Raw genomic sequence first — 21,444 nt, 5'->3', positions numbered from 1 at the left:
CTATTCGATCCTGCTCTACCCGCCACCGACGGAGATGCCCCGATGTCCACCATGCCACCCTTCTCTTCGAACGCAGCACCCCAGCCAGGTTCCTCCGAACGATCCGGATTGCGTCCGGGCACGTTGGGCGTCGGGGCCATCATCTTCTTCGTGGTTGCCGCCGTGGCACCCATGGCGGCCGTCATCGGCGCCTCGCCGGTCGTGTTCTCCGCCAACGGCGCAACGGCACCGCTGGTCTATCTACTCGCTGCTGCACTGTTCGTGATCTTCTCCTCCGGGTATGTCGCCATGAGTCGGCACGTACGCAACGCCGGCGGGTTCGTGGCCTACATCGCTCAGGGTCTGGGTGCCCGAATCGCCACCGCCGGGGCAGGATTGGCCATCTTGTTCTACGGCAGTCTGCAGGCGGCTCTGTGGTCGCAGTTCTCCGTATTCGCCAACGCATTGATTGCGGACAAACTCGGCATCGACATTCCGCCGTTGGTCATCGTCCTGGTCGTCCTTGCAGCAGTGACCACATTGACAGCCGTCGGGGTGGACCTCAGCCTCAAAGTTCTCGGCGTTCTGGTGGCCCTCGAGATCGCGGCGCTCCTCGTGCTCGACGTTGCCATCATCCTCGGTGGCGGCGGGCCGGCCGGTAATTCTCTGGCCGCGTTCGATCCATCCGACCTGGTCGGCCCGGGTCTCGGCGTGGCGTTCCTGTTCGCCTTCGCGTGCTTCACCGGATTCGAGGCAACGGTGGTGTTCTCGGAGGAGGCCAAGAACCCACGTCGCACCATTCCCCGCGCCGTCTACGGATCCATCGCCTTCATCGGTCTGTTCTACGCCCTGACCGTGTGGGCGATCGGCAATTCGGTCGGATCGGATTCGGTTCAGGCTGCAGCCACCGATGACCCTGCCGGACTCGTGTTCGCAGTGGCGGAGACCGAGGTCGGGTCCTGGCTCGCGACCTCCCTCGAGGTTCTCGTCGTCACGAGTTTCGTCGCCATGCTCATCGGGTTTCAGAACATGTTCGCTCGCTATCTCTATGCACTGAGCAGAGCAGGCGTTCTGCCCGCTCGACTGGGTACCGTCACCTCCAGGTCGGGTACACCTGCCACCGCCGCTCTGTGTGTTGGTGTACTCATCGCTGTCGTCGTCGCCGGTTTCGGACTCGCCGGCGCAGATCCCATCACCGTCACCTTCAGCTGGCTTCTCTCGCTGGGCACCGTGGCGCTGATCGTGATCCTGATCCTCACATCCGTGTCCATCATCGCGTTCTTCGCACGGAACACGTTGGAGACCAACCCGTGGACGACGAAGATCGCGCCTGGGCTCTCGATCGCCGGATTCGGATCCGTGGCCTACATTGCGGTCACCAACTACGACGTCCTGCTCGGTGGCCAGGGCGGAGTTGCTCAGTGGCTGCTCCTTTTGATTCCCGCGGTGTCGGTCGCCGGGTTTGCCTGGGCCACAATTCGCCCCGCAATCGACTACGAGGCCGAATTGGTCTGAATTCCATCGATCCGGACGCCACCGCTTCGCCTCGCGGATCGGTCGGCGTTCGCCGCATTCGAGGGTATGACACCGCACAGCGTGCCCGAGGCCGCACCAGCGATGCTCTCCGAATCACCGTTGCTTCGACCACATCTCGGATCGCAAGCTGGGTACGGTGAGGAGCGCATCTTCGAGCCGACAGAAAGGGGCACACCGCACATGGCCGTCGAGCAGAGAGTTCACGAGTCCCGGTACGGTACCGGCCGCGACGCCCTGCTGGACGCGACCGTTCGAGCGGTCGCCGAAGACGGGCTTCGTCGCCTCACCTACAGGCGGGTTGCCTCGGAGGCCGGTGTCGGTCACACACTGGTGGCACACCACTTCGGATCGATCGACACTCTCGTCGAGGAGGCGCTGCACCGCTCCTACGTTCGCAGTGTCGCCACCATCACCACCCGGCCCGGTAGCGGCGATCTGAACGCGCTGTTCGCAGGGCTGTCCACATTTGCGGACGACGATGCGATCGATCAGGCGTTTCAATTCGAGTTGATGCTCGAGTCACGCCGTCGTCCGAAGCTGAGGCCCCACATCCGGCGCGTACGTGACGCGTACGTCGATGCCATCGGCGCGGAACTGACGCTGGCAGGAATCGACCCCGATCCAGCTCTGAGCCACCTCGTCTACTCGGCTGCAGAGGGCCTGATACTCGAGCAGATCACCGGTGACGACCGACAGGCGACGGACAGCGCGTTGATCCACCTTCGTCGATTACTCGTACCCCGCCGGGCCCGCGAGCGGTAGCCGGACCGAATGTGTCGCCCTATTCGGCCGCGGAGGCATGCGTAGCCGGAGGTATGGTCGCGACCAATCGATCGATCACCGAACGGACGACCTCTGGAGCCGGGGCGTGCGTCAGCAATCCCTCCACGACGAACGTCCCGATGCGCAGCATCGCATCGGCTTCGGACCCGGACAGTCCAGCCTTCTCGATATCGGAAGCGAACAACGATTCCGCGAAGTGGTGGAAACCGTTGTGCCAGTGTTCGATTGCTGCCGACTTGGCAACTCGGTCGTGCACCGTCGATACCAGAGGGCCCACCCTCTGCAGTTGCTCCACGAGCCAGACCAAACGGTCGGCCAGGGATCGATCCGCGACGGTCGCATAATCTGCCGCGTCCTCGGCCGCGATAGCGGTCAGCACTGCGACCAGGATGTCGTCCTTGTCGTCGAAGTACCAGTACACGGTGTTCGGGGTGATCCCGACAGCTTTCGCCAGACGGCTGATCGATGCGCGCTCGAAACCGTCGGATACGAACATCTCGCGGGCAGCGGCGACGATGTCGTCGCGCTTGCTCTCTCTGTCGTGCAGTCCGCGATTCTTGGGCATGTCCCGGAGTTTATCTTGAATGTCATTCAAGACACTGCTACCGTTCTTGATGACCGTTCAAGAGATGGAGACGTGGCAGATGTCGAACACCGGACGCACAGCCCTGATCACCGGCGCATCCGCAGGCATCGGCGCGGCCTTCGCCCGTCACCTCGCCGCCGAGGGACACAACCTCGTTCTGGTAGCCCGTCGCGAGGATCGGTTGACTGCACTGGCAAACGAGCTCACCACGCGCCACAGCGTGCGGTGCGACGTGGTGGCCGCCGACCTGGCCGATCGCGACGCTCCCCGCGCGATCATGGAGCGCACGCGAGCCCTGGGTGTCGACATCGACATACTCGTCAACAATGCTGGAATGTCGGGGAATTCGAAGTTCGCCGACGCTCCATTCGAGTCGCTGGCCGCGGAGATCCAGGTGATGATCACGGCGGTGACCGAACTTGCTCACCTCACTGTTCCTGGCATGGAAGTGCGAGGATACGGACGCATCGTCAACCTCTCGTCGCTGGCGGCCCTGCTTCCGCCCGCAGCCAGTCTGCTGTACACCGGCATCAAGTCCTACGTACTCGACATGTCGCAGTCACTCGACATGGAGCTGCGTCCCCACGGCATTCACGTCACCGCGCTCTGCCCGGGCTTCACGCACAGCGAGTTCCACGACGTCATGGGGACCAGGGAGGCGGCCACGTCCAAGCTCCCCTCGATCCTGTGGCAGAACCCCGAGGACGTCGTCCGCGAGGGATGGCGCGCGGTCGAGAACGGCACTCCGGTGTGCGTGCCCGGGTTGGTCAACAAAGCGACTGCTGTTGCAGCCAAACCGATTCCGACACGTATCGGGTACTACCTCGGTCGGACACTCAATCCCTTCAAGTAACGAGTTTCGATCCATACAGTCTTTGCTGAACAGAGGAACAATCGCATGATCACCGACGACCACACCGGTTTCACCCGTACCGAGACGTCATTCCACTCGAACGGAGTTCGTTGCGCTGCTACGGTTTTCCGGCCGAGCAGCCCGGCCTCCGACCGTCTGCCGGTGATTGTCATGGCCCACGGGTTCGGCAGTCCCCGAGCCATGCGCTTATACGCCTACGCGGAGCGTTTCGTCGCGGCCGGTTACGTGGTGTGCGTCTTCGACTACCGGTTCTTCGGGGACAGCGAGGGCGAACCGCGCCAGTTGTTGGACGTGAACGAACAGCTCACCGACTGGCGAAACGCAGTCGACTTCGCTCGCTCATTGGACGGAGTCGACAACAATCGGGTCGTCGGCTGGGGGACGTCGTTCGCCGGTGGCCACGTACTGACGTTGGCGGGCAACGGTATTCGATTCGCAGCCGTCATCGCCCAGGTACCCCACATCGACGGCATTGCTGCCGTTCGCGCAACCGGATTGCGACAGGCTGTGCGGCTGGCACCGGCCGCCATGTCCGACGCTGTGCGCGCTGTCCTCGGCCGATCGCCGCGCTACGTCGACAGCGTCGGACTACCCGGCCAACGAGCCGTGATGGTCTCGCCCGACGCGATGAAGGGGCGTGACCGTCTCGTCCTCGAGTCCGGACTGTCCGACGGCGACTACCCCGAAACCGTCGCTGCACGAATCCTTCTGAAGATCTGGCGCTACTCCCCCGGAAGAACGATGTCGCGTATCGACTGCCCCACTTTGGTGCAGATTGCGTCCGAAGACACAGTGACCCCGGCGTCCGTCGCACAACGCGCCGCGGCGAAAGTTCGCGGTGCGACGGTTCGAACCTACGTAGGCGGTCATTTCGACCCGTACGTGGAGCCGCTGTTCTCCTCGGTGATCGGAGATCAGCTGACCTTCCTCGCCGATACTGTGCCCGTGCCACTCCGGGCTGTCCCCTCCGCCTGACCGCACGTTCGGTGCACCCCACAGTTCTCGGATTGGATCACCATGCCCGACGGCGCGAGCAGCTCCGAACTCTGGCTGTTGCGAACATATTTCGGCGAGGACGACGACGCAATCTGGACGTCCTTGACGGAGTCGGCGCGCAGCACACGATCTGTCGTCCCGGGTGCCGAGCTGGTCGTGTCGTCGGACCGAACACAGTGCCAGCAGCGTATTCGACGGGTCGTCGCACGACTGGCCACGCGCGCCGAGGCGAACGACGGACTGTACGTCGCGCTTGCCGACAAGCAGACGTTCGCGCGCCCGGATCGAACGCTGCTCACCATCGACTGTTCGGCGGTTCCGCGCAACGCCGAACGCATACCCTCGACTCGAATGACTCCGGACAGTGCGTTCCGGTTGGGCATCGATGAGCATGCACCGAAGCTCGAACCGGCCCGGTTGTCGAAACCGAAACAGGCGACTACGTTTCACCACTCCGAGCCCCTCGCCGCCGACCTCGCCGACCGTGTCGGCGAGGCAGTCCGAGCCAGTCTGCGCTGGCGATCGGACATGACACGAGACGGTTTCGGTGGGTAGACATCGGGACTCACCGGCAAGACGTGCGCCCACCGAGCGACCGGCCGGCATGCGGGCGAACGACGAGACACCCGACCCGCTGCTGCGGACGGGGGTTGTCGTTCAGACACTGCTGTTCGGGCTGCTCGGCATCGGCACCACGTTCACGCAGGACGGCCCCACCGAAGGACTCGGCACCGTACTGACCTACGCCGTGTGCATCAGCACGATTCCCGTCGCCCGGATCATGAGCAAAGCCGAATTCGGGATGGACTGGTGGTCTCGCCGCGCACCCGTCAACAACTGGTTCGTCGTGTATTGCGAACTCGGTGTCACCGTGGTGACGGCAACCTACGCTGATCCTCTTGCAGCGCTTCAGGGTGCGATGCTTCTCGCACTGGTCGGTGCGTACGCCGCGCACTTCGCTCGACCGAAAGTGATCTGGTTCCACGTCGGGTGGAGCACGGTGTACGTGCTCGTACTCGGAGCATCAGCATTGGCGACAACCCCTACCGACACCGTATCGGTCGTCCTCCGAGTCGTCGTGGCCATCACGGTGATCAACGGCGCTGTCACGCTGCTGTCGGCGTTCTCACGAGCAGTACTGCACTCCTCTCGGGTTCATCTGTCCGACGCGATGACCGACCCACTGACCGGAGTGCTGAACCGGCGCGGCCTGGAAGCCAGAACAGTCGGTGCCGGCAACGACCCCGTTCGTCCGGCCTTGTTGCTGATCGATATCGACCACTTCAAAGCCGTCAACGACCACCACGGCCACTCCGCGGGCGATGTCGCGTTGAGGCTGACGGCAATGCGATTGACCATGAGCGCCGGCCGACACGCGACGGTCTCACGACTGGGCGGCGACGAATTCGTCGTCCTCGTCCCGGATCCGACGCCGACGCTCGGCGAATTCGCCGAGCGCCTTCGACAGGCCGTCCATAACGTCGCAGACGACATCCCGATCACCGTCAGCGTCGGTGCCGCACTGCCACAGGTGGATCCACGCTCCACCCGCACCGTGTTCGACCGAACACTCGCCGCCGCCGACGAGGCTTTGTATCGCGCGAAACGCAACGGCCGCAATTGCGTCGCTCTTGCGCGTCCGCCCGGCGATATCGTTCACTGACGACGGCGTACGGCGATCTGGTTTTTCCGGGTTTCGCGACGACGAAGGCGGGAACCCGGTTGTATGCCGCCCAACTCGCTCTGGCTCGACCGACCCGACCGCACGCCCTACCGCGCGATCGATTTCACCCAGAAGTACGACACCGTGGTCATCGGAGCCGGACTCACAGGTTTGGTCACCGCCCTGCTGTTCGCACGAGCCGGAGAACGCGTCGCGGTGCTCGAAGCCCGCACGATCGGTGCCGTCGCGACGGGAAACACGACAGCCAAGATCAGTGTTCTGCAGGGCACGAAGCTGTCGTCGATAGCGTCGAAACATTCGCAGCAGCAGGTGCGACGTTACCTGCAGGGCAACACTGCTGGCCAGCAATGGTTACTCGACTACTGCGCGGAGCGGGGTATCGCCGTCCAACGCGAGACGGCGTACACGTACGCCACGACTAGCTCAGGTCTCACCGCCGTTCGCGATGAATTGCGCGTCGCTCTCGGTGCCGGACTGAACGCCTCCTACGGCACCGACACCGAACTTCCCTTCGACGTCGCCGGTGCCGTGTCTGTTCCGGACCAAGCTCAATTCGATCCGATGGACGCCCTCATTGCCCTGGCCGAGGACGCCTCGAGCGCGGGTGCGGATATCACCGAGGGCACCCGAGCTCTCGGTGTGAGACGAAGGCTTCGTCACGTCGACGTCAAGACGGATCAGGGTCCACTCCGCGGGTCGCGGGTCGTCTTGGCCACTGGCACACCCATTCTCGATCGTGGTGCATTCTTCGCTCGAATGGAACCGATGCGGTCGTATGCCGCCGCGTACGAGATCGACGGCGACGTTCCACGCGGAATGTACCTCTCGGCCGACTCCCCCAGCCGATCGATCCGGTATGCGCCCACTCCGGCCGGCGATCTACTCCTCATCGGTGGAAACGATCACGTCGTCGGGCGCGAGTCTTCTCCGCAGGCCCAGGTGAACGACCTCGACGAGTGGACCGCAGAGAATTTCCCCGGAGCCCGACGACGATACAGATGGTCCGCGCAGGACTACGGGTCGATCGACGCGCTGCCGTACGCCGGACCACTACTGCCCGGCGACGATCGCATCTGGGTCGCCACGGGTTACGACAAATGGGGAATGACGAACGCCGCGGCGTCCGCGCTCGTTCTTGCACAGCGGGCGTTCGGCGGTCGAACCGACTGGGCCGGCGCGTACGACAGCTGGAATCTGCGCCAACTTACCGGCATCGTCGACGCGATCCGTATCAACGCCAACGTGGGACTGAACATGACGAAAGGATGGGCGAAGCCGATCACCGGGGGCTCGAAAACCCCACTGGTCGAGGGTCAGGGCCACGTCGAGCCCGGCATCGCACCGAAGGCTGTCTGCACCGTCGACGGCGTCACCCACCGCGTGTCTGCGGTGTGCCCGCACCTCGGCGGCATCGTGGCGTGGAACGATGCCGAGAAGTCCTGGGACTGCCCGCTGCACGGTTCGCGTTTCGCTGCCGACGGCTCCGTGTTGGAGGGTCCCGTCACGTCGGGTCTGAATCCGTTGTCCTGACCCTCACATGTGTGGGCAGGAGGCGTCTCACTACCGCACTATCGGCATGACCTGACGCACCTTCGGATCCCGTAGGTACAGCGCACCCCATGCAAGAATTCCGACGTAGACCGCGAACAGGACCGTACTGAAGAGCGGCTTGTCGACCCGCCAGTTGGTGAGAACGGCACCACCGAGATAGCCGGTCAGGAGAACGGCACCCAAAAATGCGGTGCGCGGCACCACGTACAGCACCAAGCACACCAGTAGCACGACGCCGATGACGGGCGTCATCTCGTCGCGCAGCCCCAATTCCACCGTCGCGTCTTTCACCTGCTGCACATTCAGCAGTTTGCCGACGATATCGAAGATCAGAAACAGCGCCAGCAGGCCGGTGAGGACCCAGCCGACGCGCGCAGCGGTACGTGACGTGGTTGCAGGAGTGGTCGTCGTGGTCATGATGTTCTCCGATGTTCGAGATGCACGATGTCGCCGGTATCGACTGCCGTCGGTACGGAAACTCACCGCGGCCCCGGATTCGGTGTCGATCGAGCCACCGTCGCGAGTCCACTCGAACCCGGTGACAGTAAAGTCGAAGAATGTCAGTGCGAGCAGGTGTTGTGGTCACGGGAACCGAGGTTCTTTCGGGTCGGGTGTCCGACAGGAACGGCCCATGGGTCGCCCAACGTCTCTTGGAACTGGGCGTCGACGTCGCCCACATCACCGTGTGCGGGGACAGGCCCGATGATCTCACCGCACAACTTCGTTTCCTCGCCGATCAGCGTATGGACCTCATTGTCACCACTGGCGGGTTGGGGCCGACCGCCGACGATCTCACGGTCGCGACCGTTGCCGCGCTCTACGGTCGAGAACTGCAACTCGACGTCGAACTGGAGCAGCGCATCCAGCAGATCGTGCAGCGTTGGCGGAGTCGCCTGAGTTCCTCGACCGATTCGGAGCCCCTTCTCGCGGGGATCCGCAAGCAAGCCATGGTTCCGCAGGGCGCGCAGTCCATTTCGCCGACCGGCACTGCTCCCGGCGTCGCGATACCAGCGAGTGACTCCGGGATGCTGCCTGCGGTTCTGATTCTGCCGGGCCCACCGCGCGAACTACAGGCCATGTGGCCCGAAGCTGTGCAGACAGCGACTGTCTCGCGAGTGTTGGCCAGGAGTGCTGCGGTTCGCCAGGACACCATCCGCGCGTACGGTCTGTCGGAGGCCGACCTCGCGGCTACCTTACGAACAGCGGAGCGCGAGGTAGCGGGATTCGGCGACCTCGAGATCACCACCTGCCTGCGCCAGGGTGAACTCGAAATGGTGACGCGCTATGCCGAATCAGCGGCGGCCGCATACGCCGACGTCGCAGCACTCATCGATAAACACTATGGAGCACAGGTCTTTTCGACCGACGGATCCACTATCGACGACATCGTGGCGAGTCGCTTGACGGGCCGTCGCATCGCAACGGCAGAATCGTGCACGGGCGGCATGATTGCCGCGCGTCTCACCGACCGTGCCGGGTCGTCGGCATATGTCATCGGCGCGGTGGTGTCGTACGCAAACGAAGCCAAGACCGAACTTCTCGGTGTTCCAGCCGAGGTCATCGAGCAGCACGGAGCCGTGAGCGAACCGGTGGCTGCACTGATGGCGGAGGGCGCGTTGAACCGGGTGAGCGTCGACATCGCTGTCTCGACCAGTGGCATCGCAGGCCCCGGTGGTGGCACCGAACTCAAGCCCGTCGGCACCGTATGCTTCGCGATTGCCGTCCGCGATCAGCCGACCGTCACCCGGACACTTCGACTGCCCGGTGACAGGGCAAGTGTGCGTTCGCTTTCCACCACCGCAGCGATGCACATGCTCGCCGACGCCCTGGAGCCGACGATCTGATTCTTGTGGTCAACGACCGACTATGGACTCCTCGATCGTCTTCGCCACCAGTGCCGCATCGTCGATCATCGGCACATGGCCGACGTTTGCCAGCGTGACGAAATGCGCCCCGGGTAGCCGCTGACGGGCCGCAGGGACGAAATGTTCGGGCGGGAAGATGCGGTCTCCACTCGACCACGCCACGGTGAGGGGGCACGGCATTTCGGTGAACGGTGCCACGCTCTCGCGGGTGTTCAACAGGTCGTGAGCCGCATCGCATCCGACGAGGTCTTCGAATGATTCGGTAGCCTGCTGGTGCGTCATCTGCTTGCCGCGCAACGCAATATCACGCATGGCGAGCTGGCGAACGAACCCGAACCGCATCAGCGGCGGCATCAGTGAGCTGGTGGCGTCGGCCAGCTTCTTGGTTCGGATCAACGTCGCTCGACTCTTACCGGGATCGGCGTCGGGCTCCCAGAAACCGGCGGGCGAGAGCGCGCACACCGAACGGGCCCGGCCTCTGCGAGCGAGCTCGATACCCATCCACCCTCCCATCGAATTGCCCGCGATGTGCACGGTGTCGAGACCACGATCATCGAGCAGCTGCTCTGTCACATCGGTCAGAGCACCGATACTCGCATGATCGAGACGACGTCCACCGCGGTGCCCCGCTGCAGTGGGGACGACGAGGTCGTAGTTCCTCTCGAGCAACGGTGCGACGGTGTCCCACGCTCGAGCCGACATCGTCACTCCGTGCAGCAACAGAAGTGGAGGTTTGGTGCTCATCGATTGCTCTCGTTTCGTCGACGGTGACATGCCCCGACGCGCCACCACTCGAAACTCGGTTGCCGCGCAGCTCGAGACGCTACACGCCGCACCGTTTTGTTCGCTCGACCCGGACCTACTCGTGACCGGCGACGGTGGCTACGTTCGGCCATGTGACCGGGCAGTGCCCGGCGACCAAGCGAGCCCCCTCGGCTGCCGCCAGGTCGATCAGCCGATCGTGCGACAGACGTACCAGCGGAGCATCTTCCGGCACTGCATGGGTTCCGACCAGACGGTTCTCATCGATGCCGGCCTGCAGATCGATGGCATCCATCGTGAAGATCCACGTTCCGGACTTCGCCATCCGAACCCGATACGACATGTGCCCCGGGGTGTGTCCCGGCGTCGAGATCGCGTCGATACCCGGGGCGAGCTCTGCGTCACCATCGAGGATGCGCCACTTGATGTTCGGGTTCGAGTAGTCCTCGCGCAAGTAGGCGTCGGCCCGCCCGGCCGTGTCCATTGCGAATTCGAGTTCGCGCCGTTGCACGAATACTTCGACACCTGCGTCGGCGAGATGCCGAAGTCCTCCCGAGTGGTCCAGATGCAAATGAGAGATCGACGCGAAAGCGAGGTCGGCGGGCGTCAGTCCATGAACCGCAAGGGCATCGATCAACGGATCCCCGTCGGTGGGGAAGGTGGGAGGAGCGCACGGCGCGTAGGAATCGTCGGGATCGGGACCGCGGAACCGTCGCGCATCGGTTCCGGTGTCGAGCAGGACCCAGCCGATGGTCGTCTTGACGAGGATGGCGCACACCGGCTCGACGAGAACGCGGTCGGAGCCGCCCTCGATCGAAATGTGCTCGGGGATCTCGTCGAAGGCCAAGGTCAGACAGAACATGCGTTCACAGGTAGGTGTAGTCATCGGGCACCGTGCTCACATGATTTTCGCAGGGCCATTGTTGCGTCCAGCCTCATGGCATCCATTGAATTCCTACCTGCTAAGTGGAACGTTCGACCAAGTTTTGTCCGACCCTACACGTAGTATAGGGCTTTACGTGAGGCATCACGCTATGCGTTTGTGAGACGAACGTCCAACTTGCGGAGCCGTCACGTGGAAAGCGCTCGATAGACGGACTCGGGGTGTTGAAGCAACGCCCACTGCCCCTCCTCCTCGGCGAGCGCGCTCGCGGACTCCCATACCTGGTCCGTGACGGCGTGACCGAGAACTGCGACATAGCTGTCCCGGGTCAGAATCGGATTCGCCGAGGCTCCGAAACCCTCGGCGAATCCAGTCAATCCACCGTTGTTGACCCACACATGGAACGGAGCGCCGCGGGGAACGACCGCCACGACGTCGCTCAGTATGTCTGCTGCCAGTCGATCGCAGGCTTCGACCGTCGCCGGTTGATCCTCGGTCGCAAGCTGGGGCATGATTTCAACGGCGTAGCCGGACTCGGTACCGATCCACGGCACCTGCGTGAATACGGTGACGTCTACCGGTTCGAGTTCGCTGGGCTCTTTGCCGCACACCCGCCTTCCGATCGAGTACTTGGTGGCCTCGGCGATCGCGATGAATGCCGCGTCCGAGAGGGCCTTCGTCATTCGAGTGATCTCAACACGTGCCACAGTCGGCACCTTTCATGTCGGGGTCACCGGCCGAGGTGCCGGCGACAGATGTAGAGGATGACTTCGAGCGCGGTATTCGCTCGAACTCTCAGGTTCTGCTGTGCCTCAACCTTTGTCGAGCGACTGCACCAGTCGCCTCAGCACTTCTCTGATAGTTCGAGCATCCGCGGGCCGGAGCTCGTTCGGCAGGTGATCGACCTCGAGACCGGCGAGCACCGCCAGGATCAGACGAGCATCCGTCCTCGGGCTCGTGAAATCCATGTTCTTCAGAACGGTCTGCAACTGGATGTTCAGCGTTGCCTGCCAGGCGGCGGATGCGCGCGCCAACGCGGGACGCCGCACACCCTCGACGGTGAATTCGTATTCGGCCAGAAGCTGAAAACGCTTGTGCGTCAGACCATCGATGACGAGATCGGCCAACCGATCGGCCAGATCGTCTGTGGATGGGTGCTCGCCGATGCGAGCGATCGCCGAGGTGACCCGCGCCGTTTCGCGCTGAATGTGACGGTCGAACGCTGCCTGAATCAGGTCGTCTTTTCCCTCGAAGTAGTAGCCCACGGCGCCGAGCGGTATCCCCGCTCGAGCAGCAACCACTCGCATCGACAGGCCTGCGATCCCCATCTCACTGACCACCTCGAGAGCTGCGTCCACGATCGCGTTCTTCTTGGCGACGCCGCGGCGACTCGGCGGCATCTTGCTCAGGGCATCGGGCAGATCCGCAGAACCGTTCCCGCCGTGTTCGGTGATCGCTACCCTCCCACTGTGGACGCGTTCGTCGCGCCGGACAACCACGCACCGACGTTGTCGCCGAGCTCGGACACAGAATAGCCGCCCTCGAGAATCGCGAGCACTGGTACGCCGACATCAGCGATCGCACGACCCATCTCGCGATAATCGGCACGATCGAGCGCGGCATCCCCACCCGGATCCCCGCGAAAGGTGTCGAAGCCGAGGGACACGACGATGAGGTCGGGAGTGAACTTCGAGATCGCCGACAGCGCGCCATCCAAGAGGGCGAGGTACGCGGGACCCTCGATCGCTTCCGCGAAGGGAAGATTGAGCGTGCTTCCGCGTCCGTGACCGGATCCCGCTTCTCCCGCATATCCGGTGAAGTACGGATAGCTACGGTCCGGGTGACCGTGCAGCGAGGCGTACAGCACGTCTGCCCGATCGTAGAAAATCGATTGTGTCCCGTTGCCGTGATGAAAATCGACATCGAGGATGGCGACCCTGTCGGCACCGCTGTCTCGCAACGACTGCGCGGAGATCGCGGCATTGTTGAGGTAGCTCCCACCTCCGAACGCATCCGCCGACACGTGATGGCCCGGAGGCCGGCACAATGCCAAAGCCAGAGGAGCGCCGTCGGCGACTCGTCTCATGGCGGTCAGTGCAGTACTCACCGACCCGATCGCAGCGTCGTAGGTACCCGGCCCGATACCGGTGATGGTGTCGAAGCAGTACTGTCCGAAAGCACCTGCGTCCTGGGGCTTCTTCGCGGCAACGGTCGGAGCATGCAGACCTGGGTGGCTGAACGTGTCTGCGAACACCAGCTCGACGCCGTCGTCCGGCACATCGGCCGCCGACCATGCTTGCCCGAGAAAGTCGACGAGTGCCGTGTCGTGTACGCCTCGAATGCTCTCAAGGACAGCACTATCGACGTCCGGTCCGATCAACTCGACATTCGGTTCACCTGCGAGAGCATGGTGGATCGCGTCCATTCGTGCGACGGTGTCGAACGCCGGAATCGGTCGCCCGCACTGCACCTCGACGGGCGGGGCATGGCCCCGGTGTTCCGGACTTGTCACGACGGGGATCGGACGGGCGGAAGTTGACGTCATCGAGTCTCCGAAGATGTAGGGATTCAGCGGCTTACGGTGGTCGGCTGGACAGATCGCTTGCGCGCGAGGACGAGGTAGACGCCTGCGGTGACGGCCAGCCCGGGTATCCAGGACACGTCGGCACCCCCGAGCGCCGTGCTGAACGCCCCAGTGAACCATGCACTGGTCATGAACGGGATCCCGGTGGCAACGCCGGCGAAGTATGCGATCAGGACCTTGAGGTTCAGCCCGTAGTAGGTCCAATTGACGGGGTCGTGCCAATACGGACCTGCCTTCGCATACATGGCGGACACGTTGTACGCGCCGTGCTGGACCACGTAGTAGTCGACCAGGTTGACCGCACCCCACGGAGTGAGCAGCAGCAAGAGCACGGACAGGAACGCCTGGAGGTTCTGCGCGTAACTCTGATACGCGATGGTGGCGGCGGCCGTCCCGAGGACGAAAGTTGGCATCATCATCAGAACCCGTGTGCGGAGCGAAGCAGGTACGCGAACGAAGGTGGACAGACCGGTGACGAGGTTGAGCATCCCGCCGTAGATGTTGAGGACATTGGTGACGGCAAGGCCCGCGGCAGTTGCCGCGAGAACGACCGAACCGAGTAGGCCGCCTCCGAGCGCCGCGTCGGCACTCTGGAAGATGTCTCCGAACCCGAACTTCGCGGTCAGCAGCAAGCCGAGGGCGCACACCCCCGTCGCGGAAAGGAACACACCCGCGGCGGTCCACCCGAAGATGGCCGGTCCCGAGGTGTCTTCCGGCAGATAACGGGAGTAGTCCGACACGAAGGGTGCGTATGTCAGAGCGAATGTGACCGCGACACCGGTGCCGGTGAGGAAGGCACCCCACGACACGTCCTGCGACGTGGTCACCGGAGCCCCATCGCGGAGGAAGGCAGCCACGATCACCGTCAGAAGTATCGCGGTCAGGGGAATCTGCGCCCATCGGCACACCGCATGGATGGCGTGATAGCCGACGACCGCGATCAGCAGACTTGCCACTGCCACGATCGACATGGCAACCGGCAGAGCTATGCCGGTTGCGGCCGTCAATGCTTGCCCGCCGATTATGGTGACCGATGCAGTCAATCCCGCGTACATCAAGAAGGCCGCGATCACCGGTATGAGAGCACCGTTGTAACCGAACTGTCCGCGACTCTGAATCAATTGTGGGATACCGAGTCTCGCCCCTTGCACGGAGTGCAGGGCCATCAGCGCCGTCCCGATCACGTTGCCGACCAGAGTCGCAACCAGCGCCACCCAGAAGTTGGGAACGATCGTCAAGATGACCAGGCCGAATACGGCATTGCCCACATTGAGGTTAGCCGAGAACCACACTGCGAACAGGTCTCGCGCAGTTCCTGTGCGTTCGGTGGTGGGCACCGGGTCGATGTGATGCGTTTCGAGTGCTGAAGCTATGTCGGCCGACTGCGTCATTCGTTGTTCCGATCCTTGGTTGAGGCGAAGTTGCCCAGTGAAGGGGACCTCGGATGCACTGTGTCGGGGTATCTTTCGACGGCTGTATCAGTTCACTGCAGGTGTGGTGACGCCTCGTTCTTCGGCAATGGAGTTTCCTCCGTCGACGACGAGAACCTGGCCGGTGATGTACGACGCCGATGCCGAGGCGAGGAATGATACGAGCGCTGCCACCTCGTCCGGCCGACCGGAACGTCCGAGGGGGCTGGCAGCACCCATCGTGTTCTCGTGCTCGGTTGCCGATCCCGTCGCAATCCAGCCCGGGGCAACGATATTGGCGGTGATGCCGCGGTGAGCGTTGTCGATCGCGATCGACCGCGTCAAGCCCACCAATGCCGCCTTGGCAGCATGATACGAGGCGTCTCCCCCGTAGGCCATCACCGAACCCGAAACCGAACCGACGTTCACGATTCGACCGAACTGCTGTTCCACCATGGGTGCGAGCGCAGCGCGGGTGACGAAGAAGTTCGTGTCGAGGTTGCGTGAGATTGCGGCGTGCCATTGGTCGTCCGAGGTGAGTTCGGCCGGAGTCTGCTCTTCGCTACCCGTGGTCGCGGTCATGCCCGCATTGTTCACCAGCACGTCGACTCGACCGAAGTGTTCGACTGCCTCGTCCACCAAGCGTTTCGCCGTGGACGAGTCCGTGAGATCGCCGATGAAGCCGATCGCCTGCGCACCGGTAGCGGTCAACTCCGCGACACGGGTGTCGATGCGCGACGACGTCGCCGCGATCACGAGCGAATGCGTCGACGCCAACGCTCGGGCGCAGGCGAAGCCGATGCCGTCGGGGCCACCTGCACCCGTCACCACGGCAACGGGCCTTGCAACATCGACCGGAGTGAACACCATCAGCTACTACCTCCAAAGTTGAACGATCGACCAAGATTAGCCCAGAAGAACAGCCGAATGTGCTTTTCGGCAATAAAATTGCTGTCCATCGAAGTTCTCTGACGTTTGTGTTCTTGGTCGACCGTTTCACATTGCGGGACTCGCGTGGCGCGAGTAGTGCACGACGGACCCGGAGCCGTCCGACCGAGGATCCGATGTCGCGGTCATCGACCCGTCATCGCCCACGACTACGACGTTCGACTGACCCATAGCTTCGGTGAAGGCCGGAACATGTCGAACGTTCAGGCCGCTTCGTTCGAGTGATGCGCATGCCGGCGCGGACAATCCTGGTTCGACCGAAACGGATTCGTCTGTGTTGCCGTCGAATTGGACTCCGACGATTGCCCGCGGTGCAGCTACGGCGATGTCGGGGCCGACGCCGCTCAGTATTCGAAGCAGCAACTGAGCGATGATCTGCGGCTGACCCTGACCACCCATCGTCGACAGGATGTGACGGACAGAGCTGCCCTGTGTGGTCATTGTCGGCATCAGCGTGTGGGCCGGGCGTTTTCGAGGTCCGATGACATTGGGAGAAGATTCGTCGAGGGAAAAGCTGGTGCCTCGGTTCTGGAACAGGACACCGGTTTCGGGATCGATGATTCCCGATCCGAAACCGCCGTAGACGCTCTGAATGAGGGACACCGCGTACCCGTCGCTGTCGGCGGTGGAGATACCGACCGTGTCACCGTGCGGCACCGGTGCCGTGCACTCGGTCATCGCTCCCAGTGCGGAGGTTGCCAACAGGTCCGCGTGCACCAGTTCACCCACGTCCACGACGCTCCGACGCGGATCGGCGAGGCACTTCGACCGTAGGCCGTTGGCGTGATGGAAGATTCGCATCACGGCACCCAGATCGTCGCCCAAAGGGTCGTTCGAACCGAGTTCGTCGAGTGCGCGCAACGCGCGGAGAAGAACGAAACCGTGGGTGTTCGGCGGACTCGTCGACACGGTCAATCCACGAAATGTCACCGAGACCGGTTCGGTCACCTCCGGGGCGAATTCGACGAAATCGTCCTCGGCGAGGCTGGAACCCCGACTGCGTAGGAATGCAACGGTGCGGCGGGCGAGAGTGCCCTCGTAGAAACTCTCCGATCCCTCGCTTCTCAAGATGCGGAACGTCTCTGCGAGTGCGGGTTGCGCGAACGACTCTCCGGCGTGAAGGGGCTGTCCACCCGGTCGGAAGACCCGATCGAAATCCGGCATACCGAACAGGTCTGCATGTTCGGGGTCGACGATGTGGTCTGCCAGCGAGGCCGACACCGGGACCCCGCGTTCGGCGGCCTCCTCCGCATCGTGCAGCAACCGTTCCCATGGTAGGCGACCGCCCAACCCGCGCATGCGCTCCCAGCCGCCCACTCCCCCGGGCACGGTTATCGTCTCGACACCGCGGAACGGTAGGTGCCCGCTGCTGTGCCGAGATCGCAGCGCGTGTGCGTCCGTCGTCGACGGTGCCCACCCGGACGCATTGACACACCGGATGACACCGTCCGGACTACGCACCAAGGCGATGAGATCGCCTCCCAGCGCTACGTTCTGCGGATACACGACCGTCAGGGTCGCGGCAGCGGCGATGGCCGCGTCGACGGCGCTGCCGCCATCGCGGTAGACCCGCTGAGCAGCATCGGTCGCCGACGTGTGAGGTGTGGCTACTGCTCCGGTGAAACGTCTGGTGGCAGTCGATTCCGACACGGCCTGGATACTCCTTGGTCTCGAGTTGATTGGTGACGACGAGGCCCGTTCAGTCGATGGTCGACAGAAACGACCTCGTGCGTTCGTGAACCGGATCGGAGAAGAGCTTCTCGGGCGGTGCGTCCTCGATGATCCGACCGGCGTCCATGACGACGATGCGGTCGGCAACATCACGGGCAAAGCGCATTTCGTGCGTGACGATGACCATGGTCATGTTCTCTTGCGCCAGTTCGCGCATCACCGCCAGCACTTCCCCGACCATCTCGACGTCGAGTGCACTCGTGGGTTCGTCGAACAGCATCACCTTGGGCCGCATGGCGAGTGCACGCGCAATGGCCACGCGTTGCTGCTGGCCGCCGGACAGCTGGCTGGGACGCGATTCGGCCTTGTCGGCCAGCCCCACCCGTTCCAGCAGCACAGCCGCCTCACGAACCGCCGTCTGCTTGGGAGTTCCGAGAACACGCACCGGGGCGTTCCAGATGTTCTCGGCGGCGGTCATGTGCGGAAACAAATTGAAATGCTGAAAGACGAAACCGATTTCGCGGCGTCGACGAGCGAGCTCGGTGGTCCCGACCTTCTTCCTGGAGGTCAGGTCCCGGTGGCCGATGGACGCGCCGTCGATGAGTATTTCGCCTTCGTCGATCTGCTCGAGGTGATTCAACGACCTCAGCAGCGTCGTCTTTCCTGCGCCGGACGGCCCGATCAACACCACGACCTGACCACGCAGAACATCGAGCGAAACCTCATCGAGCACTCGGCGGCCACCGAGCGTGCAGCATGCGTTGCGGACCCGAACGATGGGCTCGGCATCCTCGGTCTTGACTGTCATGTCGCTCTCCTCGACTGCTGTCGTCATTCGTGGGCAGGTTGAGAGGCGGCTACCGAGCGCCGCGCCCCCAACAGGCGTTGGGTGATTCGTACCGGCTGTTCGATGCCCACCTGACGGGCCAGCCGGTTCTCGATGGCCGACTGAATGACCGTCCAGACCGTGGTCAGTGCCAGATAGTAGATAGCAACCACGATGAAGATCTCGAACGTGTGAAACGTTGCAGAACTTATGGATTGGGTGACCTGAAACATCTCGCTCACCCCGATGACGCTCAGTATCGACGTGGTTTTCATCATTCCGTTGAAGGAATTGCCCAAGGGCGGAACCATGACCCGCAGCGATTGCGGCACGATGATCCACCGCATGAGCTTGCCCGGTCGCATTCCGAGGGAAGCGGCAGCCTCGAACTGTCCCTTGGGAACAGCATCGAGTCCGGCGCGAACGATCTCCGCGATGTACGCGCTCTCGTTGATCATCAATCCGAGGATCGCAGCTTGCACGGCCGCCTTCAACGAAAGCCCCAGTAGCGACACATCATCGAACTGATAGAGACCGACGGCCGCGAAGCCTGTGTAGATCAGCACCAACTGAACCAGCAACGGAGTTCCACGGATGGCCCAGATGTAGACGCCTGCAACCCAGCGCACCGCAGCGATACGAGATCGTCGCATGAGGGCAATCGCCAGCCCGGTGATGATGGCCAATATCATTGCCACCACGGAGATCGCGATGGTCAATACGAGTCCGTCGAGGAAGCGATCGGTCGGAGTGAACAAGCTCTGCCAAAAGAATTGCCAATCGAACTGCATGTCGTCGACCGCCGCTATTCCTGGATGCTCAGGTCGCCCTGGCCCCATTGGTCGATGATGCTCTTGTATGTACCGTCGGCCTCGAGCGCACTCAACGACTCTGCGATGGCATCGTGCAGTTCGTCATTCCCTTTCAGCGTTGCAGCACCGATCTTGATGGTGCCGAACGGTTTTCCTGCGGTCTGTATCTGTGCCCCGGTCTTGGTCTCGTAGTAGCCGAGTGTCTCGGCGGCATCCATGTAGGCGTCCATCTGCCCGTTCTGCACCTGCTGAATCGATACGTCCGGCTTGTTGTTGCGGTTGATGTCCACCGAGGGCTTGCCTTCGGTCACGCACGTGTCGGACTGCTCCTGCGCCAGTGCCTCGGCGGTGGTTCCGACGGCAACCATGACTTTCTTGCCGCACAGACTGTCGTCCAGACCTGTCACGTCGGCGGGGTCCTTCTCGCTGACCGCAATTCCGGTACCGGAGTACAGATACGGCACGAAATCGACGATCGCTTCGCGCTCGGGTTTGATGTAGAGCGCGGCCATGATCACGTCACACTGTTTTGCCTGCAGTGTCGGAATCAGGGCGGGGAATCCGGCCTGCACGAACTGGGTCTTCAATCCCATCTGCGCCGCAAGGGCTTTGGCCAGATCGACTTCGCTGCCGACCAACTCGCCGCCCTCGTCGAAGTAGACGCTGGGCGGGGCGCCGTCGTTTGCGGCGCACACCTTCAAGGTGCCGGCTTCCTGCAGGGCGGACGGAGCCACCTTCGGTGGGCCCGAGGGGGCATTCGCCTCTGCCGAGTCCGACGACGAACAGCCTGTGGCCAGCAGGGCAACGACACCGGCGCCGACGAAAAATGCGGTCTTGAACACGGTTCTTCCTCCAGATCGGGCGGGAACGAGAACTCTTGCCACCTGTCGCCTATCACTCGATAGGTGGTGACTATCAAACGATAGGCCGACTCTGTGTCAACCGGGTTACGAATTGTGTCGATTGCGCGAAATCGGTCGGCTAACGATGCAGAAACGGCGGGCTGGTGCGGTCAGCCGACCGTTGCGCCCTCGAGGTCATCCAGCCGACGACGCGTCGTTTCACGTACCGCGGACAGCGCGGCCGGGTCCACCAGTACTGCGCGCAACACGAAATCGCCCGCCTGCAGCGGACGCGCGTGGCGGACGGGCCCATTGGGCCCCCCTTGCTCGCGCACCGTCTCGAACAGCACTCCGTTCACCGCTCGCTGCACGAAACTCGGCTCCACATCGACGAATTCACCAGTTTTCTGTCCGCCGATGATCAGCTGCTCCATCAACTCGTGGAACAGAGCTATGCCCTGGCGCTCGGCTTCGAACTCCGGTTGCGTCAGAACAGCATCTTGATACAGGCCGCGCGAGTCGAAAGTTTGCAACAGCGACACCCGCACGTCCCCGGCTACTGTCAGGTGCAGCTTCTCCGCCCACGAGCTGTCCTCTGCCAACCGGCACTGCAAGCGGTGGATCGCAGCCCCGAGGTCCATCTCCACCAGTGCCCGAAAGACTGCGTGCTTGGCCTCGAAATGATGAAAGAGCGACGGCTGGCGAATGTGCACCGCCTCGGCGATGTCACGCGTGGAAGTACCGAAGTAACCGCGCTGCGCGAACAACGAAGCCGCCGCCAACAGGATTTTTCCACGCGTGGACGACCAATCCACCGAGCTGGGCTGCCAGTCGCCTCCGTACGTCACGCGGT

Annotated in this window: 22 protein-coding genes; 8 read left to right on the top strand and 14 right to left on the bottom strand. The window is 63.1% G+C overall.

Going from position 1 to position 21,444, the window contains the following annotated elements:
- The first annotated feature begins 42 nt into the window (after positions 1-42).
- Positions 43-1,494 carry an APC family permease gene (locus tag ASH04_RS15095; RefSeq protein WP_057473871.1) on the top strand — a complete coding sequence of 484 codons (1,452 nt, stop codon included), beginning with the start codon at positions 43-45 and terminating at the stop codon, positions 1,492-1,494.
- Positions 1,495-1,695: 201 nt separating this feature from the next.
- Positions 1,696-2,277: a TetR/AcrR family transcriptional regulator gene (locus ASH04_RS15090; RefSeq protein ID WP_032393383.1), complete on the top strand. Its 582-nt coding sequence runs from the start codon at positions 1,696-1,698 to the stop codon at positions 2,275-2,277.
- A gap of 19 nt (positions 2,278-2,296) precedes the next feature.
- Here the strand turns inward: ASH04_RS15090 and ASH04_RS15085 are convergent, their stop codons facing one another.
- Positions 2,297-2,863: a TetR/AcrR family transcriptional regulator gene (locus tag ASH04_RS15085; RefSeq protein WP_048319571.1), complete on the bottom strand. Its 567-nt coding sequence runs from the start codon at positions 2,861-2,863 to the stop codon at positions 2,297-2,299.
- 79 nt (positions 2,864-2,942) lie between these two features.
- On the opposite strand from ASH04_RS15085, the gene ASH04_RS15080 reads away from it, so the two are divergent.
- From ASH04_RS15080 to ASH04_RS15060, 5 genes are all read left to right on the top strand, one after another.
- Entirely contained in the window at positions 2,943-3,737 is a 795-nt protein-coding gene (locus ASH04_RS15080) for an SDR family NAD(P)-dependent oxidoreductase (RefSeq protein ID WP_057473984.1), read from the top strand.
- A 45-nt stretch (positions 3,738-3,782) separates the two neighbouring features.
- Positions 3,783-4,733, top strand: a complete 951-nt coding sequence (locus tag ASH04_RS15075) for an alpha/beta hydrolase (RefSeq protein ID WP_032408132.1) — start codon at positions 3,783-3,785, stop codon at positions 4,731-4,733.
- A gap of 42 nt (positions 4,734-4,775) precedes the next feature.
- Complete coding sequence (locus tag ASH04_RS15070) at positions 4,776-5,309, top strand: DUF6924 domain-containing protein (protein WP_057473870.1); 534 nt, start codon at positions 4,776-4,778, stop codon at positions 5,307-5,309.
- 49 nt (positions 5,310-5,358) lie between these two features.
- Entirely contained in the window at positions 5,359-6,417 is a 1,059-nt protein-coding gene (locus ASH04_RS15065) for a GGDEF domain-containing protein (RefSeq protein WP_057473869.1), read from the top strand.
- Between the two features lie 63 nt (positions 6,418-6,480).
- Positions 6,481-7,968 carry an FAD-dependent oxidoreductase gene (locus ASH04_RS15060; protein ID WP_057473868.1) on the top strand — a complete coding sequence of 496 codons (1,488 nt, stop codon included), beginning with the start codon at positions 6,481-6,483 and terminating at the stop codon, positions 7,966-7,968.
- 30 nt (positions 7,969-7,998) lie between these two features.
- Here the strand turns inward: ASH04_RS15060 and ASH04_RS15055 are convergent, their stop codons facing one another.
- Positions 7,999-8,406 carry a DoxX family protein gene (locus ASH04_RS15055; protein WP_032364793.1) on the bottom strand — a complete coding sequence of 136 codons (408 nt, stop codon included), beginning with the start codon at positions 8,404-8,406 and terminating at the stop codon, positions 7,999-8,001.
- A 140-nt stretch (positions 8,407-8,546) separates the two neighbouring features.
- Between ASH04_RS15055 and ASH04_RS15050 the strand changes: the two genes are divergently transcribed.
- Positions 8,547-9,833, top strand: coding sequence for a competence/damage-inducible protein A (locus tag ASH04_RS15050; RefSeq protein ID WP_057473867.1), 1,287 nt, complete (start codon positions 8,547-8,549; stop codon positions 9,831-9,833).
- A 9-nt stretch (positions 9,834-9,842) separates the two neighbouring features.
- Here the strand turns inward: ASH04_RS15050 and ASH04_RS15045 are convergent, their stop codons facing one another.
- The 12 genes from ASH04_RS15045 to ASH04_RS14990 form a co-directional block, all read right to left on the bottom strand.
- Positions 9,843-10,598, bottom strand: coding sequence for an alpha/beta fold hydrolase (locus ASH04_RS15045; RefSeq protein WP_048319685.1), 756 nt, complete (start codon positions 10,596-10,598; stop codon positions 9,843-9,845).
- Between the two features lie 115 nt (positions 10,599-10,713).
- Positions 10,714-11,502 carry an N-acyl homoserine lactonase family protein gene (locus ASH04_RS15040; protein ID WP_082519267.1) on the bottom strand — a complete coding sequence of 263 codons (789 nt, stop codon included), beginning with the start codon at positions 11,500-11,502 and terminating at the stop codon, positions 10,714-10,716.
- 185 nt (positions 11,503-11,687) lie between these two features.
- Positions 11,688-12,206: a hypothetical protein gene (locus ASH04_RS15035; protein ID WP_156394554.1), complete on the bottom strand. Its 519-nt coding sequence runs from the start codon at positions 12,204-12,206 to the stop codon at positions 11,688-11,690.
- A 105-nt stretch (positions 12,207-12,311) separates the two neighbouring features.
- Positions 12,312-12,998, bottom strand: a complete 687-nt coding sequence (locus ASH04_RS15030; RefSeq protein ID WP_057473864.1) for a TetR/AcrR family transcriptional regulator — start codon at positions 12,996-12,998, stop codon at positions 12,312-12,314.
- A complete protein-coding gene (locus tag ASH04_RS15025; RefSeq protein WP_162247538.1) occupies positions 12,956-14,044 on the bottom strand; it encodes a histone deacetylase family protein in 1,089 nt (362 codons plus the stop codon). Before ASH04_RS15025 ends, ASH04_RS15030 begins: the two co-directional genes overlap by 43 nt.
- A gap of 23 nt (positions 14,045-14,067) precedes the next feature.
- On the bottom strand, positions 14,068-15,474 hold the full coding sequence (locus ASH04_RS15020; protein WP_057473862.1) for a purine-cytosine permease family protein: 1,407 nt from the start codon (positions 15,472-15,474) through the stop codon (positions 14,068-14,070).
- Positions 15,475-15,561: 87 nt separating this feature from the next.
- Entirely contained in the window at positions 15,562-16,362 is an 801-nt protein-coding gene (locus ASH04_RS15015; protein WP_057473861.1) for an SDR family NAD(P)-dependent oxidoreductase, read from the bottom strand.
- A 126-nt stretch (positions 16,363-16,488) separates the two neighbouring features.
- Positions 16,489-18,090: a gamma-glutamyltransferase family protein gene (locus ASH04_RS15010; protein WP_057473860.1), complete on the bottom strand. Its 1,602-nt coding sequence runs from the start codon at positions 18,088-18,090 to the stop codon at positions 16,489-16,491.
- 49 nt (positions 18,091-18,139) lie between these two features.
- The gene (locus ASH04_RS15005) at positions 18,140-18,919 is read right to left on the bottom strand and encodes an amino acid ABC transporter ATP-binding protein (protein WP_057473983.1); all 780 of its coding nucleotides are present in this window, start codon (positions 18,917-18,919) and stop codon (positions 18,140-18,142) included.
- A gap of 23 nt (positions 18,920-18,942) precedes the next feature.
- The gene (locus ASH04_RS15000; protein ID WP_057473859.1) at positions 18,943-19,728 is read right to left on the bottom strand and encodes an amino acid ABC transporter permease; all 786 of its coding nucleotides are present in this window, start codon (positions 19,726-19,728) and stop codon (positions 18,943-18,945) included.
- A gap of 14 nt (positions 19,729-19,742) precedes the next feature.
- Positions 19,743-20,591, bottom strand: a complete 849-nt coding sequence (locus tag ASH04_RS14995) for an ABC transporter substrate-binding protein (RefSeq protein ID WP_057473858.1) — start codon at positions 20,589-20,591, stop codon at positions 19,743-19,745.
- Positions 20,592-20,761: 170 nt separating this feature from the next.
- Positions 20,762-21,439 (bottom strand): TetR/AcrR family transcriptional regulator, encoded by a 678-nt coding sequence (locus ASH04_RS14990; protein ID WP_057473982.1) that lies wholly within the window; start codon positions 21,437-21,439, stop codon positions 20,762-20,764.
- Between the last annotated feature and the right edge of the window lie 5 nt (positions 21,440-21,444).

Source organism: Rhodococcus sp. Leaf233, assembly GCF_001426165.1.
Taxonomy (GTDB): Bacteria; Actinomycetota; Actinomycetes; order Mycobacteriales; family Mycobacteriaceae; genus Rhodococcoides; species Rhodococcoides fascians.
The sequence above is the reverse complement of the archived record's forward strand: the minus strand, read 5'-3'. Positions and strand labels throughout refer to the sequence as shown.